Raw genomic sequence first — 14,668 nt, forward strand, 5'->3', positions numbered from 1 at the left:
AGGTTTGCAGTGCTCCAAGAGGTTTCTTCATTTATGCAGTTGAAGTTTTTTCCGCTTTCGCCTTTGTTGTTGGCGTTAGGTTTAACGGGTTGTCAGCTAACTAACAATGACGCTGAAAACGCACAATTAGAAAGCAACGAAAAAGCGGCGCTAGAAGCCTGTTCGGTCCTCCACACCACCGAAGATGCAATTGCCGATTGTGAAGTTGCACGCGATGGCGTTATTGATGTCGTCCATCCAAACGACGACGTATTAGAAGACGTGGCTGATGCCACTGAAACTCCCGAGATAATCACTGAAGTGGTGATCACAGACGTATGGGAGCGTGCCAGTGCAAAGTTCGCACTTACTATTCCCGATGATGCTCGCGTCACAGCACAGAAAAAGTGGTATTTGAAACACCCTGAATATATGTCTCGTGTAGTAAAACGCGCCAAGCCATTTTTGTACTACATTGTTGAAGAAATTGAAAAACGCGACATGCCAATGGAGTTGGTACTGCTACCCATTGTAGAAAGCGCATTCGATCCATTTGCCTATTCACATGGTCGAGCCGCAGGTATGTGGCAGTTTGTCCCCGCAACAGGCAAGCGCTTTGGTATGGATCAAACCTGGTGGTATGACGGTAGACGCGATGTAATTGCATCTACGCAAGGTGCCCTTGACTATCTCACTTATCTTAACAAGATGTTTGACGGCGACTGGTTACATGCCTTAGCGGCCTATAACAGTGGTGAAGGCCGAGTTATGCGCGCGATTAAAAGTAATAAGCGTGCCGGTAAGCCTACTGACTTTTGGAACTTAAGCCTTCCAAGAGAAACTCGCGCTTACGTTCCTAAGTTGCTCGCGCTTGCCGATATTTTAAAGCACAAAGAAGAATATGCTTTTGCATGGCCCGAAGTTGAAAATGTTGCCGTTATTAAAGTTGTGGATATTGGTTCACAAGTCGACTTAGCATTTGCGGCTGACCTAGCGGGCCTTTCGCTAAAAGAACTTCACGGTTTGAACCCTGGTTTTAACCGCTGGGCTACCTCACCAGAAGGCCCTCACCGTCTTGTGCTGCCCCTTGATAAGGCTGACGCGTTCTCTCAGGCACTTGCCAAAATAGACCAAAAAGAACGTCTCAATTGGGTTCGTCACACTGTGAAATCCGGCGATAGCCTTATAAAAATCGCAAAGCAATACCACACCACGGTTAAGGTGATTAAGCAAGTCAATGAACTCGATGGCTCGATGATCCGTGTTGGGCAAGCCATTATGGTGCCTGTGGCTCTGCAAGAACTTGATAGCTACTCTTTATCTCAAGAGCAACGCTTGGCAAGCTTGCAAAATAGCTCATCGTCAAAACAAAAGGTTCGTCATACGGTTCAATCAGGTGATACGCTTTGGGATATTGCGCGTAAGTATAAAGTCGGTACGAAGCAACTGGCCAAATGGAACGGCATGGCGCCAGGTGACATGCTGCACCCGGGCAAAACACTGGTAGTATGGCTTGAAGGAAAATCTGACGGTGGTATTACAAAGCAGTTAACTTATACCGTTCGAAACGGAGATTCACTGTCACGCATTGCGAGCAAGTTCAATATTAAGGTCGCCGATATTAGTAAGTGGAATGGCTTGAATGCAAAGCGTTACTTACAACCGGGTCAAAAGCTTAAGCTCTACGTTGATGTAACACGTTTAAACTCTTCAGGCTAAACGCCAACCATAACGTTAAAACTGGATACGGACATGCTAAAAATTAACCGAGCAAATTTGCGCAACAGCCATGAAACCCCTTGGTTAATTTTAGATTTAGTCATGCTAGGTGTGCTTTTTGTCAACTTAGCATGGCTCATCTTTGATTCTCTGTATGCCACTGATTTTGTTTATAGCCAGCTGGGAGTTTACTTCCCTGCCCTCATTAGCGCATACGATCCCATTCACCACAATTTCCTGCTAGTAGACCTAGTATTCATAGGCATTTTCTTCACTGAGTTTTGCTTCAGATGGATAGTGGCCATCGTACGAAAAGAGCACCTGCGCTGGTATTTTTTTCCGTTCTTACACTGGTACGACATTATCGGCCTAATACCTACAGGTGCCACCCGACTATTTCGTTTCCTACGTATATTTTCGATACTGCATCGCCTGCATAAGTTTAAGATTATCGACCTTAACCAAACCGCGATTTTTCGCTTTTTCGCCTTCTACGCCGATGTTTTTGTAGAAGAACTGAGTGATCGGATTGTAGTGAAAGTATTAAGCGATGCACAAAAAGATATCTCAGCAGGCTCTCCTCTGCTAGACGATATTAATGAACAGGTACTCGCCCCACGACGCCCTGTTATTACACAGTGGCTTGCGGGCGTCGTTAATCACTTAGGCAACTCGATAAGCAGTGATGAGCATGGCGAAGCTATTAGAGAGCATGTTAGAAAAAGTGTTGGCAAAGCGGTACGTGCGAATGCACAGGTGTCGACGCTGAATTATCTTCCTGTGATTGGGCGAACTATTGAAAACACCTTAGAAGAATCGGTAACGGACATAGTGACATCATCGTTAGTCAATTTACTCAGCGATTTAGACTCAGAACGCATTGATCACTTTATTTCAGTGGGTATGCGTGACTACACCCCTTCTGCAGATGCACTAGATAAAGAAGTGCTGAGCGTGGTGAATGAATGCTTGGAATTGGTCAAAGCTCATGTCGCCCAACAGCGCTGGAAATCGCATCTTATGCAGAAAGAATCAGCAATTCCAACAGATAAGCCTGATATTAATTAGGTAGCCTATCTCTGTGTGGTAGACAGAATAATACTGGTTTCACTGTTTAACACGCCGCCAGTGTCACGCACTTGTTTTAGAATACTATCTAGGTGTGCCAGGCTTTCGGCGGTAATTACAATTAACACATCCCAATTGCCATTTGTGGTGTGAAAACGCTCTACACCATCTAACGTTCTTAACTTGCTAATGAGCTTAGTGGTGCTTAGCCCTTCTAGTTCGACCGACATTAGTGCTTTTATTTTGTCAGGCTGCAACTGCTCGTTAACACGCACTGTGAATGCTTCGATCACGCCCGTATTAACTAACCTGTCTATACGTTTTTGTACTGTATTTCGCGAAAGAGATAATACTTCAGCAAGCACCGTCACAGGCGTACGAGCATCCCGTTTTAATATATCAAGTAGCTCTCTATCTTTTGCGTCCAAATCAACAAACACGACTAACCTCACACTATGGAAAACACATGCTTAACAATACAGAACCATAAACTACGCACAATGTAATTCAATTTGTACAATATGCTCAACTTAAATATCAGATTGTAACACGTTGACCATGGCTGAAATCGTACTTCAAAGCATAAAATAGCCAAGCTATGTAGTAGACAAGTTATTAAGGCCATTAGAAATTTATGCAAACCAATTACGCCGTATCTACCAAGTCAATTATACCGAACACTGTACTAATGGTGCGCCCTAACGCCTTCCGCCCCAACGAGCAAACGGCTAAAGACAATAGCTTTCAGGCGCCTCTTGATATAGTGAATGCGAACACGTCGAAAATTTCAAAAGATGCGAAGCGAGAATTTGACGACATGGTAAGCACCTTACGTAGAAATGGTATAAACGTAGAGGTTTTTGATAGCGAAGAAAAAAATACGCCTGATTCGGTATTTCCGAATAACTGGCTTAGCACTCACCCCAATGGTTTATTAATTACGTATCCAATGCACTGTGAAAACCGCAGAGCAGAGCGTCGTGACGATATTGTCAGTTATCTGCATCAGCACTACAACGTGCAGCAAGCTATAGATTTGTCTTTTCTTGAAAAAGACGGACACATTGTTGAGGGCACAGGGGCGATGGTTATCGATCACGTAAACGCGCTAGCCTATGCTTGCCTCTCCCAGCGCGCCAATAAAACAGCTGTAACATTGGCTTGTGAAGCCATTGGCTTAACGCCCATATGTTTTAAAGCGTTTGATACTTTGGGTACGGCTGTTTACCACACCAACGTAATAATGTGTGTGGGCAGCGACTTTGCCATTGTTGCTACCAGCATGATAGAAAAAAACGACAAACATATGGTGCTTTCAACGCTTAAGAAGACAGGTAAAATAGTTATCGATATCAGCGAAGAACAAGTGAATAGTTTTGCAGGAAATTGCTTAGAACTTTTGAATAGCAGTGGAAAACGCTTATTACTTCTGTCAAAAACTGCTTTCGATTCATTGAATGAAGCGCAATTAGCATTACTACCTGGTGCTCTTACTCTACTCCCCATCGCTGTTCCTACTATTGAAATGGGAGGAGGCTCTGTTCGTTGCATGGTGGCTGGCATTCACCTTCAACATAAACGCCCGTACCGCACTAATTGCAATGTGTGAACATCGTAAACCAATAACTTTAAAGTATAAAATAAGAAAGCCCACAATAAGTGGGCTTTCTCGACTCAAAATACAACAACTATTGCTACGCTTTTCGCCACGTTGTTCCGCTTGGGCCGTCTTCTAATACAACGCCTTTCGCTGTTAGCGCATCACGCGCAGCGTCAGCAGCAGCCCAATCTTTTGCCGCACGTGCATCGTTGCGCTGCTTGATAAGCGCTTCAATTTCTGCCACTTCGTCGTCGTTACCTTCACCGCCTTTCAAGAACGCATCAGGGTCGCTTTGTAGCATGCCCAAAATTGCACCCAAGCCTTTTAATACAGCAGCCAACTTGCCAGCTTCACTCTGGTTATCTTTCTGACGATTAAGCTCACGGGCCACTTCAAACAACACTGAAAAGGCTTCTGGCACGTTCAGGTCATCATTCATTGCCGCCTCGAAGCGGGCTAAATAACCGCCATAAGACAAATCAGTCGTGTCATCAATGTCTACGCCACGCAATGCCGTATACAAGCGTTCTAGGGCAGCTTTCGCCTGCGTAATGTTGTCTTGCGAGTAACTTAACTGACTGCGATAGTGTGCAGACATCAAAAAGAAACGCAACGTTTCTGAGTCATGCTCTTTTAACACATCTCTTAATGTAAAAAAGTTACCTAACGACTTTGACATTTTCTCGTCGTTAACTTGCACCATGCCTGTGTGCATCCACACGTTCACGTACGGCGTGTCATACGCGCAGCATGACTGTGCAACTTCATTTTCATGGTGTGGGAAGATAAGGTCAGAACCTCCACCGTGAATATCGAAGTGCGCGCCCAAATGCTTGTGATTCATCGCAGAACATTCGATATGCCAGCCAGGACGGCCTTCTCCCCATGGTGATGCCCACGCGGGTTCACCTGGTTTCGTCGATTTCCACAATACGAAATCTAATGGATCATCTTTGCCTGCAGCAACTTCAACGCGCGCGCCAGCATTTAACTGTTCAAGGTCTTGCTTGCTCAACTTTCCGTAATCATCAAACTTACTTACATCGAAAAGCACATCGCCGCTTTTTGCTTGGTACGCATAGCCTTTATCAACCAAACGCTCAATAACCGCGATAATTTCATCCATATGGCCACTCACTGTTGGCTCAACATCGGGCTCCAGCAAGTTAATGGCTGCAAAGTCTTCGTGCATCATTGCAATGGTGCGCTTAGTTAATGCTTCAAAGCTCTCACCATTTTCATTGGCACGCGCAATAATTTTGTCGTCAATATCAGTAATGTTTCGTACGTATTTAACGTCAAGCCCTAAGTGGCGCATGTAACGCACTAGCGTATCGAAGCTTAAATACGTTCTTGCATGACCCATGTGACACACGTCATATACGGTGATACCACACACATACAAACCCACTTTCCCTTCTTCAAGCGGAACAAACTTCGCTTTTTCACGGGTTCGGGTATTGTAAAGATGTAGCATGTCTATATTTCCTGTATATGTCGTTTTGGGGCGCAAAGTTTAGCACTGTCGGTATATAAATGGTATTGCAAATGGCAAGCCTTTTACCCCTATGTTCGCTTTTGCGCTACTCTTTACAGTACTTTTTACGATACTATTACGCACACTTTTACATTTACACACAGGACAAACCAAAATGGTTACACTAAAAACAAACTTTGGTGACATCAAACTTGAGCTATTCGAAGATAAAGCGCCTAAAACAGTGGCTAACTTTATCTCTTATGTAGAAGACGGCTTTTTCGATAACACTATTTTCCATCGCGTTATCAATAACTTCATGATCCAAGGTGGCGGTTTCACCCCTGACATGGATCAAAAAGACACTAAAGCACCTATTGAAAATGAAGCAGACAACGGTGTTGCTAATGAAGTAGGTACTATTGCAATGGCACGTACGCAAGACCCACATTCAGCGACGGCACAGTTCTTTATTAACGTAAATAACAACGACTTCCTAAACCATTCAAGCAAGAGTGTTAACGGATGGGGCTACTGTGCATTTGGTAAAGTAGTAGAAGGCATGGACGTTGTAGAAAAAATTAAAGCAGTGAAGACTGGCAACCACGGTTATCATCAAGACGTACCGGTAGAACCTGTTGTAATCGAATCTGCAACAGTATCTGAATAATTCACTGCCCATACGTAGTATACAAGCCGTATCAATGGATACGGCTTTTTCGTCTTTAGTAAAATCTGATCAGTTAAAGAATTTCTATGTCGTTTACCTACTTTATCGCCGATTTACATTTAAGTGCTGACCGCCCGGATATAACCGAATGCTTAATGCGTTTTTTACGTGAAGATGCCATTAATGGTGACGCACTTTATGTACTGGGTGATTTATTTGAAGTATGGATTGGAGACGACAACGTTACACCGTTTAACACCGAAATTGCAGCTGCATTTAAGAAGGTAAGTGCCCACTGCCCTATCTACTTTATTCACGGTAACCGCGATTTTGCGATACGCGAAACATGGCTGAATAAAGCAGGCATGACGTTACTTAATGAGCAAGAAGTTATAGACCTTTATGGCACGCCTACACTACTTACTCACGGTGACGAATTGTGCACAAAAGATGTGGCCTATCAAAAGTTTCGCAAGAAGTCCCGTGGTTGGTGGTGGCCTAGATTAATGCTAGCCCTACCTTTATGGTATCGACAACGTGTTGCCGATAATGGGCGCGCCGAAAGTAAAGCCAACCAAAAGAACCTCAAGCCTGAGATTATGGATGTTACGCCAGAAGAAGTAATTAAAGTAATGGAAAAATGGGGGGTTCAGCGCATGATCCACGGACATACTCACCGTCCAAATATTCATTCACTCACGGCCAATGGAAAGCCTGCGTCTCGTATTGTATTAGGCGATTGGTATGATCAAGGCAGTGTATTGAAGGTCACTCCCTCAGAAGTTATGTTACAACATCACAATTTTACGTAAGAAAATCTGACACTTACAACAGGTTAGACCACTTTTTTATGACAATTGAATGTGTTCGTCCTATCACTCACCATAACGCTAAGTCCTTAATTTACTAGCTTTATTGAACAGGCAATCAATAAAAACACGTTATAGTTTTACACTTATGTGACATTTGTGACAGTTTAGCAATATATCTGTCAAAGAAGTGTCACCACATCTCCCTACGCTCTTTGTCGTTTTGTAGTTGAGGCTTCACGGATAACGAATGCACTTAGCTAGAAACCTACGTCTAGACATACCCATATCCGATTTTAATAAAAACGTGTAGGAAACAATCATGAATCGTAACTGGAAAGTGGCATGCACCGCAGTTGCTTTTGCGGTATCAGCTGGGCTGCAAGCCTCAGTGTTACCCGAGCATCAAACCAATAGCGCTTGGTTCACAGACGCGCAAACAAAAATTACGCAGAAATTAGCAACCAATAATAAATTTAAAGCCAAAAACGTTATTCTTTTTGTCGGTGATGGTATGGGGATCTCAACCCTTACTTCAGCGCGAATTCACAAAGGTCAGCTTGCGGGTAACCCTGGTGAAGAAGGTTACTTGAGCTTCGAAACTTTCCCTCACACTGCTCTGGTAAAAACCTATAACGTAGATGCGCAAACACCAGACTCAGCGGGCACAATGACTGCGATGATGTCTGGTCTTAAGACTGACGTAGGCGTAATTGGTGTTGATGAAGACATTGAGCGCGGGAATTGCGCAACCGTTGCGGGTAACGAAGTTATTACAGCTCTAGAGCTTGCTGAAATTAAAGGCTTGTCAACGGGAGTTGTTTCTACAGCACGTATAACTCACGCAACACCTGCTGCAACTTACGCAAAATCAGCCGACCGTAACTGGGAAGATGTTTCAGACATGCCTGAAGAAGCAGTAACTGGCGGCTGTAAAGATATTGCTGACCAGCTAGTGAACTTTGAAAGCTACCTTGAACAGCGTTACACAGGCGTAGATGTAGATGGCATAGAAGTCGTAATGGGTGGAGGCCGTCGTCACTTCCTTCCTAAAGACGAAGCATTTAACAGTCCAGATGCACAAAGCGATGTAGAAGGCGATCGTACCGACTCTCGCGACCTCACAGCTGAATGGCAAGACATGTACGAAAACGGCGTGTATATCTACGACCAAGCCGGTTTCGATGCAATTGACACTGAAACCACAGAGCGTGTTTTTGGTTTGTTTAACGAATCTCACATGCAATACGAAGCTGACCGCGCTAATGACATTGCTGGTGAACCGTCAGTAGCCGAAATGACCGAAGCCGCTATCAACATTCTTGATAACAACGAAAACGGTTTTTTCCTTATGGTTGAATCTGGCCGTATTGACCATGCGCACCACGCTGGTAATGCTGCCGGTGCACTTACCGATACCCTAGCGTTTGAACAAGCAGTAATGGCTGCGGTAGAAAACACAGATCCATCAGAAACCTTAATTCTTGTTACCGCCGACCACGGTCACGTATTCACTATCGCTGGCTATCCAAAACGTGGTAACCCCATTTTAGGCAAAGTGGTGAATGTAGGCTCAGAAGAACCTGCTACTGCATCTGATGGCACACCTTATACAACACTAGGTTACACCAATGGTTTGGGCTTTCGTGATTTTGGCGACGAAACGAATTCAGACGTTACCTATGGTTTAGACAACGCAGCGGGACGCGTAGATTTAACAAATGTTGATACAACCGCACCAGGATATCACCAAGAAGCACTTATTCCGCTAAGTTCAGAAACCCACTCGGGTGAAGATATAGCGTTACATGCTACAGGACCTGGCAGCCAACTTGCGCAAGGCGTGGTAGAGCAAAATGTTGTTTTCCACTTAATTAATCAAGCGCTTGGCCTTGTGAACGAGTAAGTGGAGAAGAACAATGAATGTATTTAAATTAAGTGTAATTGCAGTTGCGGTAGCGGGTCTTTCTGGTTGCTTTCTTGAAGGCGATGACGGTAAAGATGGCGTAGATGGCCAAAATGGTGTTGACGGTACAAACGGCTTAACCAGTCTAACTGTACAAACTGAACTTGCTGTTGGCGATGCCAACTGCCCTAACAGCGGTCTTCGCATTGATTCTGGTGTTGATTCAGATAGCGATGGTACATTGGCAGAAGCGGAAATCACTGCAACAAGCTATGTATGTGTACCGGGCGTAAGCAGCGTGAGTAGCAGTGAACTACTGACCAGCTTGAACAACGATTGGTTCGTGGCGGCGCAAACTGAAGTTGAAAACAATAAGCAAGTTTGGATGAATGCAACCTCAGGTAGCGCATCGGCTTCGTCAAACGTTGAGGTAGCAACGGTAAGTTCACAACAAGAACTAAACGCAATGGTTGAAAACCTTCGCGGTACAGCGAAAAACGTTATTCTTTTCGTGGGTGACGGCATGGGTGTTTCAACCGTTACTGCCGCACGCATTTTAGATGGTCAAATGAAAGGTCTGGCGGGTGAAGAAAACCAACTTAGTTTTGACCGCTTCCCATTCTCTGGACTATCAAAAACCTACAACGTTGATGCGCAAACACCTGACTCTGCTGGCACGATGACCGCGATGATGAGTGGTATCAAAACCGATGTAGGCGTTATCGGTGTAGATGAAGATATTGAACGTGGCGATTGCAGCACGGTTGCAGGTAATGAGTTGGTAACTGCACTTGAATTGGCTGAAATCGCGGGCAAATCAACTGGGATAATTTCAACTGCACGTATCACTCATGCAACGCCTGCGGCAACCTATGCGAAATCGGCCGATCGCAACTGGGAAGACGTTTCAGATATGCCGGAAGCTGCGGTTACTGCGGGTTGCACCGATATCGCAGACCAGCTTGTTAATTTTGAAGCGAATCTAGAAGCAAACTTTGAAGGCCTTGATGTAGATGGAATCGAAGTTGTTATGGGTGGTGGACGTCGTCACTTCTTACCCAAAGATGCCGCATTTAATAGCCCTGATGCAGCAAGCACTGTTGAAGGTGATCGTACTGATGGACGTGACCTTACGGCAGAGTGGCAAGCAATGTACACCAATGGTGTTTATGTTTACGACCAAAGTGGTTTTGATGGTATTGATACAGAAACCACAGAACGGGTATTCGCTTTGTTTAACGAATCTCACATGCAATACGCTGCAGATCGTGAGAACGACATTGCAGGTGAACCTTCAATTGCAGAGATGACAAGTGCTGCTATAAACATCCTTGATAACAACGATGAAGGCTTCTTCTTGATGGTTGAGTCTGGACGTATTGATCACGCACACCATGCCGGTAACGCCTACGGTGCGCTGCACGATACCATTGCTTTTGCTGAAGCAATTGCTGCGGCAGACGCACTCACCAATGATGAAGATACGCTGATTATTGTTACTGCTGACCACGGTCACGTATTTACTATCGCAGGCTACCCTAAGCGCGGTAACCCAATTTTGGGTAAAGTCGTTAACGTAGGTGCAGATGAAGCAGCGACGGCGGCAGACGGTACTCCTTATACAACGTTGGGTTATACCAATGGTTTGGGCTTTAGAAACCTAGGTGATGTTACCAACTCTGACGCCTCGTATCTTGATGGCCCTGATACTGGTCGTAAAGACATCACCGATGTCGATACCACTACACCAGGTTATCACCAAGAAGCACTTATACCACTAGGTTCTGAAACCCACTCGGGTGAAGACGTTGGTATTTATGCGAAAGGCCCTGGCGCATTCCTAGTGAATGGTACGAACGAGCAAAGTGTTATTTTCCATGTCATGGATTTTGCCGGCGACTTTGTATCAAAAGCTGAAGAAGCAATGGAATAAACACATTCATTACGTGTTTTAGCGGTAAGTAGGCCGCACAACAGTAAGACCAAGGGGCAATACCAATTGCCCCTTTCCCTTGGAGTAATCTATGAAAGCACTTATCGTTTCATTGGCGCTTTTAACCATTCAAACACTATTATTTGCTAACGCAACATCATTGTCTTGTGAAAACGACATGAAAAATCTCATGGCGACTTACAACATTAACTTTGAGCAAGTGAATAAGTTCCCTCGCACAACAAGCATGAAGCTGTGGCGTAATGACAACAAGGTAGCACACGAGTACCCCGCGACAAAAATTACAGAGTCTTGGACACTCGTGCGCAACAAGTTAATAAAACCAACCCGCTTCTTTGATGCACACGAGCGTGCCATCGAATATCAAAGCGGTGAAACCATTCACGGTGTGCGAGAAAATGACTTTTCGTACCGCTACCAGCTTATTAGCGACACCCTTATAGAAAAAATGACGCTAACCAAAACAGACGAAAAAGGCTGTAACACAGTACAACACTATACCCTTGAACAAGGGCAAACGGTATATTCACTCTCATGGTTACCTCATCAAAAATTGATTAAGCACTTTTCGGTAGCCTCGCAGCGCAGCACGCGAACGTGGTCATTAGAAACAGTGGATTACAACATCGATGCTGCTGCGTTTTTTGCCAAAAGAGACGCATACCAGTCAACTGACTATGCCGACATTGGCGATGATCACACCGATCCATTTTTAACAAATATGGTAAACCAAGGCTTTATTGAAGCGGGAGCTAGTGGCTACTACGACACGGATGGCCATGCTATCGGCGAAGCACATACTCATTGATTTATTGTGAGCGGTTAAATTAACTTAGTAAATGCAGTGTTTGCATACAAGAACCTGTACGTACAAACCTAAATATTAAGCAGCATTTAATCTTGCTGCTTTTTATTTTTGTAGGCTAAACAGTTGGTAAGATGTGCGCGAATACAATGCTAAAGTTCTAAAGTTTATCACTGGCTAAAATATCTGTCTGTGGTATAAAAGAGCTTCAATGTTGCACATCACGGACGGTGTAAATGACAGATATCCTTCTTTCCCCCGCTAACTTTTGGTTCAGTATTGCGCTGTGTGCAGTGCTTATCGTCCTGTTTCTCGAGCTTGTCAGTATGCTCTTTGGCATAAGCTTATTAGGTATGGGCGACGATTTAGGCGAAATGGATAGCGACAGTGTACTGGGCTCTGAATTCGCAAGTTGGCTGAACATAAATCGCGTTCCTTTTCTGGTGTGGTTAATTGTACTGTTAACCTTATTCAGCCTTGTAGGCTTCATTCTAAATGGCGTAACGTCACTACTCATATCCTCCGCGTTACCGGGGTTTATTTCTGTTCCAGTATCTTTGGTGTTGAGCTTGTTAGTGACATCAAAAACCGTATTAGTTATTGCTCACATCCTCCCTTCTATCGAATCGAGCGCAATTAGCAGTGACGAATTTGTTGGCGCGGTTGCCGAGATCACTATTGGCCGTGCTTCACGAGGAAACCCCGCAGAAGCAAAATTTACAGATAACTATTCACAGCCTCATTTTGTGCTTGTTGAACCTTTTGAAGAAAAAGAGCTCTTTGCACAAGGCGAGCGTGTCATTCTTGTTCAAAAAAATGAACGAAGCTGGTTAGCAACGCGCTACCAATAACCTAAAAAGAGATAAAAGTATGGATACTCTTCAAACATCTAGCTTGCCGTCAATACTCTTTATTGCCGGTGCCATTGTAATAGGCCTTATTGTTATTGGGCTTATTTTTGCCAAATTGTACAAACGCGCAACAAAGGAAACTGCCTTTGTAAGAACGGGTTTAGGCGGCGAGAAAGTCATTAAAGATGGCGGTGCACTTGTACTGCCAGTAGTGCATGAAATTATTCCGGTTAACATGAATACCTTGCGTATTGAAGTTGAGAAAATTCAAAAAGATGCGCTTATTACCAAAGACAGAATGCGCGTTGATGTAAAAGCGGACTTTTACCTGCGCGTAGCGCCTAATACCAATGGTATTTCGATGGCCGCTCAAACGTTAGGTACTCGGACTACACGTGCAGAAGAAGTTAAAAAACTGATGGAGTCGAAGTTTGTTGACGTTCTACGCGCAGTAGCAGCAGAAATGAGCATGACAGAAATGCACGAACAGCGTGCTGATTTTGTGCAAAAAGTACAACAAAGTGTCGCTAACGATTTGGAAAAGAATGGCTTGGAGCTTGAATCAGTAAGCTTGACTGGATTTGACCAAACAGACCTACAATTTTTCAATGAAAACAACGCATTCGACGCAGAGGGTCGTGCCCGTCTTGCTAAAATTATTGAAGAAAAGCGCAAAGAAACCAACGATATTCAACAAGAAAACCGTATTCTTATTGAACAACGTAATCTTGCTGCAGAAAAGCAGTCGCTTGAAGTGAAACGTGATGAAGAAGAAGCTCGCCTAACGCAAGAACAAGTGTTGGCATTTAAGCGCCAAGAGCAGAAAGCAGAAATTGCGAAACAGCGTGAAATGAAAGAGCGTGAAGAGCGCGAAGCTGAAATAGCGAAAAACCGCGCTATCGAAGCGGCAGAAATCGAGAAATCTCGTGAAATTGAAACTCAAGAAATTGCGAAGCGTCAGGCCCTAGAACAAGCACGTATACGCCAACAGCAAGAAGTTGAAGTATCTGAACAGGTGAAACAAATTGCCGTTGCCGTTAAGTCAGAAGAAGAGTCTGCTGCACGCGCCAAAGCGGCTGATGCCGAAAAGCAAAAAGTAGAAAAGGAAGAAGCGGTTAAAACAGCGCGCTCGGTGGCAGAAGCAGAGCGTAGAAAACAAATTGAAGTTATTGATGCCCGCAAAGAAGCTGAGCGTGAAGCGGTAGGTATTACAGTTGAAGCACAGGCGAAGAAAGAAGCGGCAGAAAACTCTGCAGCGGCCATTTTGACCGAAGCAAAAGCATCTGCTGATGCAAAAATGCTACAAGCAGAAGCTGATGAAAAAGTATTAGCCGTTGAAGCACAAGGTAAACAGGCGCTATACGAAGCCGAAAATACGCTTAAGAATGAGCAAATTGAGCTACAAAAAGCATTGGCAATGCTTAAAGTATTGCCTGAACTTGTGGCCCAAGCGGTTAAACCTATCGAAAACATTGAAGGTATCAAGATTCTGCAAGGCTATGGCACTGGCGGCTCAGCTAACGGTGAGCACAGCGTTGCAAGTGCTGGAACGGGACTTGCTGACCAAGTTACGCAAGCGGCCCTCAACTACCGCGCAAATGCGCCTTTAGTTGACTCCATGCTTCGCGAAGTAGGTTTGGTTGATGCAGAAAACGGTACATTGGAAGACTTGGTTACCGGCAAGAGTGACATTATTACTCGCACCACCAATGTTGCTCCTAAGCCAGTAAGCACAGAACCTATGCACTTAAACGGCAATTCATCAAAAGATGAGGCTCCTGCCGAGTAACTAAAACGCATAGTAGGAAACCAAGAAAGCCCCTTTTGTAG

At 44.4% G+C, this 14,668-nt stretch carries 12 protein-coding genes and 1 pseudogene; 11 read left to right on the forward strand and 2 right to left on the reverse strand.

Features of this window, described 5'->3' with window-relative positions:
• Positions 1 to 33 precede the first annotated feature (33 nt).
• On the forward strand, positions 34 to 1,698 hold the full coding sequence (locus JN178_RS12420; protein ID WP_202261842.1) for a lytic transglycosylase: 1,665 nt from the start codon (positions 34 to 36) through the stop codon (positions 1,696 to 1,698).
• A 33-nt stretch (positions 1,699 to 1,731) separates the two neighbouring features.
• On the forward strand, positions 1,732 to 2,766 hold the full coding sequence (locus JN178_RS12425; protein WP_202261843.1) for an ion transporter: 1,035 nt from the start codon (positions 1,732 to 1,734) through the stop codon (positions 2,764 to 2,766).
• A 5-nt stretch (positions 2,767 to 2,771) separates the two neighbouring features.
• Here the strand turns inward: JN178_RS12425 and JN178_RS12430 are convergent, their stop codons facing one another.
• Positions 2,772 to 3,206, reverse strand: coding sequence for an Lrp/AsnC family transcriptional regulator (locus tag JN178_RS12430; protein WP_202261844.1), 435 nt, complete (start codon positions 3,204 to 3,206; stop codon positions 2,772 to 2,774).
• Positions 3,207 to 3,400: 194 nt separating this feature from the next.
• On the opposite strand from JN178_RS12430, the gene ctlX reads away from it, so the two are divergent.
• Positions 3,401 to 4,375 carry a citrulline utilization hydrolase CtlX gene (ctlX, locus tag JN178_RS12435; protein WP_202261845.1) on the forward strand — a complete coding sequence of 325 codons (975 nt, stop codon included), beginning with the start codon at positions 3,401 to 3,403 and terminating at the stop codon, positions 4,373 to 4,375.
• 85 nt (positions 4,376 to 4,460) lie between these two features.
• Here ctlX and cysS read toward each other — a convergent pair whose 3' ends face one another.
• The gene (gene cysS, locus JN178_RS12440) at positions 4,461 to 5,843 is read right to left on the reverse strand and encodes a cysteine--tRNA ligase (RefSeq protein ID WP_202261846.1); all 1,383 of its coding nucleotides are present in this window, start codon (positions 5,841 to 5,843) and stop codon (positions 4,461 to 4,463) included.
• Positions 5,844 to 6,018: 175 nt separating this feature from the next.
• Here cysS and JN178_RS12445 point away from each other — a divergent pair, with 175 nt between their 5' ends.
• From JN178_RS12445 to JN178_RS12475, 8 genes and pseudogenes are all read left to right on the forward strand, one after another.
• The gene (locus JN178_RS12445) at positions 6,019 to 6,513 is read left to right on the forward strand and encodes a peptidylprolyl isomerase (RefSeq protein ID WP_202261847.1); all 495 of its coding nucleotides are present in this window, start codon (positions 6,019 to 6,021) and stop codon (positions 6,511 to 6,513) included.
• A gap of 86 nt (positions 6,514 to 6,599) precedes the next feature.
• Positions 6,600 to 7,325: a UDP-2,3-diacylglucosamine diphosphatase gene (gene lpxH, locus JN178_RS12450; protein WP_202261848.1), complete on the forward strand. Its 726-nt coding sequence runs from the start codon at positions 6,600 to 6,602 to the stop codon at positions 7,323 to 7,325.
• A 319-nt stretch (positions 7,326 to 7,644) separates the two neighbouring features.
• Positions 7,645 to 9,228, forward strand: a complete 1,584-nt coding sequence (locus JN178_RS12455) for an alkaline phosphatase (protein ID WP_202261849.1) — start codon at positions 7,645 to 7,647, stop codon at positions 9,226 to 9,228.
• Positions 9,229 to 9,241: 13 nt separating this feature from the next.
• Positions 9,242 to 9,448 (forward strand): annotated as a pseudogene (locus tag JN178_RS20330) (alkaline phosphatase); the annotation flags it as partial.
• A gap of 246 nt (positions 9,449 to 9,694) precedes the next feature.
• The gene (locus JN178_RS12460) at positions 9,695 to 11,161 is read left to right on the forward strand and encodes an alkaline phosphatase (protein WP_442859705.1); all 1,467 of its coding nucleotides are present in this window, start codon (positions 9,695 to 9,697) and stop codon (positions 11,159 to 11,161) included.
• A 91-nt stretch (positions 11,162 to 11,252) separates the two neighbouring features.
• On the forward strand, positions 11,253 to 11,990 hold the full coding sequence (locus tag JN178_RS12465) for a hypothetical protein (protein WP_232369561.1): 738 nt from the start codon (positions 11,253 to 11,255) through the stop codon (positions 11,988 to 11,990).
• Positions 11,991 to 12,223: 233 nt separating this feature from the next.
• Positions 12,224 to 12,838, forward strand: coding sequence for an OB-fold-containig protein (locus tag JN178_RS12470; protein ID WP_202261851.1), 615 nt, complete (start codon positions 12,224 to 12,226; stop codon positions 12,836 to 12,838).
• A gap of 19 nt (positions 12,839 to 12,857) precedes the next feature.
• Positions 12,858 to 14,627 carry a flotillin family protein gene (locus JN178_RS12475; RefSeq protein WP_202261852.1) on the forward strand — a complete coding sequence of 590 codons (1,770 nt, stop codon included), beginning with the start codon at positions 12,858 to 12,860 and terminating at the stop codon, positions 14,625 to 14,627.
• Positions 14,628 to 14,668: the final 41 nt, after the last annotated feature.

This window comes from Alteromonas sp. KC3 (assembly GCF_016756315.1).
Lineage (GTDB): Bacteria > Pseudomonadota > Gammaproteobacteria > Enterobacterales > Alteromonadaceae > Alteromonas.

Coding starts and splice junctions, on each gene's coding strand:
- JN178_RS12420 (WP_202261842.1), top strand. CDS start 34: ATGCAGTTGAAGTTTTTTCCGCTTTCGCCTTTGTTGTTGGCGTTAGGT.
- JN178_RS12425 (WP_202261843.1), top strand. CDS start 1,732: ATGCTAAAAATTAACCGAGCAAATTTGCGCAACAGCCATGAAACCCCT.
- ctlX (WP_202261845.1), top strand. CDS start 3,401: ATGCAAACCAATTACGCCGTATCTACCAAGTCAATTATACCGAACACT.
- cysS (WP_202261846.1), bottom strand. CDS start 5,843: ATGCTACATCTTTACAATACCCGAACCCGTGAAAAAGCGAAGTTTGTT.
- JN178_RS12445 (WP_202261847.1), top strand. CDS start 6,019: ATGGTTACACTAAAAACAAACTTTGGTGACATCAAACTTGAGCTATTC.
- lpxH (WP_202261848.1), top strand. CDS start 6,600: ATGTCGTTTACCTACTTTATCGCCGATTTACATTTAAGTGCTGACCGC.
- JN178_RS12455 (WP_202261849.1), top strand. CDS start 7,645: ATGAATCGTAACTGGAAAGTGGCATGCACCGCAGTTGCTTTTGCGGTA.
- JN178_RS12460 (WP_442859705.1), top strand. CDS start 9,695: ATGGTTGAAAACCTTCGCGGTACAGCGAAAAACGTTATTCTTTTCGTG.
- JN178_RS12465 (WP_232369561.1), top strand. CDS start 11,253: ATGAAAGCACTTATCGTTTCATTGGCGCTTTTAACCATTCAAACACTA.
- JN178_RS12470 (WP_202261851.1), top strand. CDS start 12,224: ATGACAGATATCCTTCTTTCCCCCGCTAACTTTTGGTTCAGTATTGCG.
- JN178_RS12475 (WP_202261852.1), top strand. CDS start 12,858: ATGGATACTCTTCAAACATCTAGCTTGCCGTCAATACTCTTTATTGCC.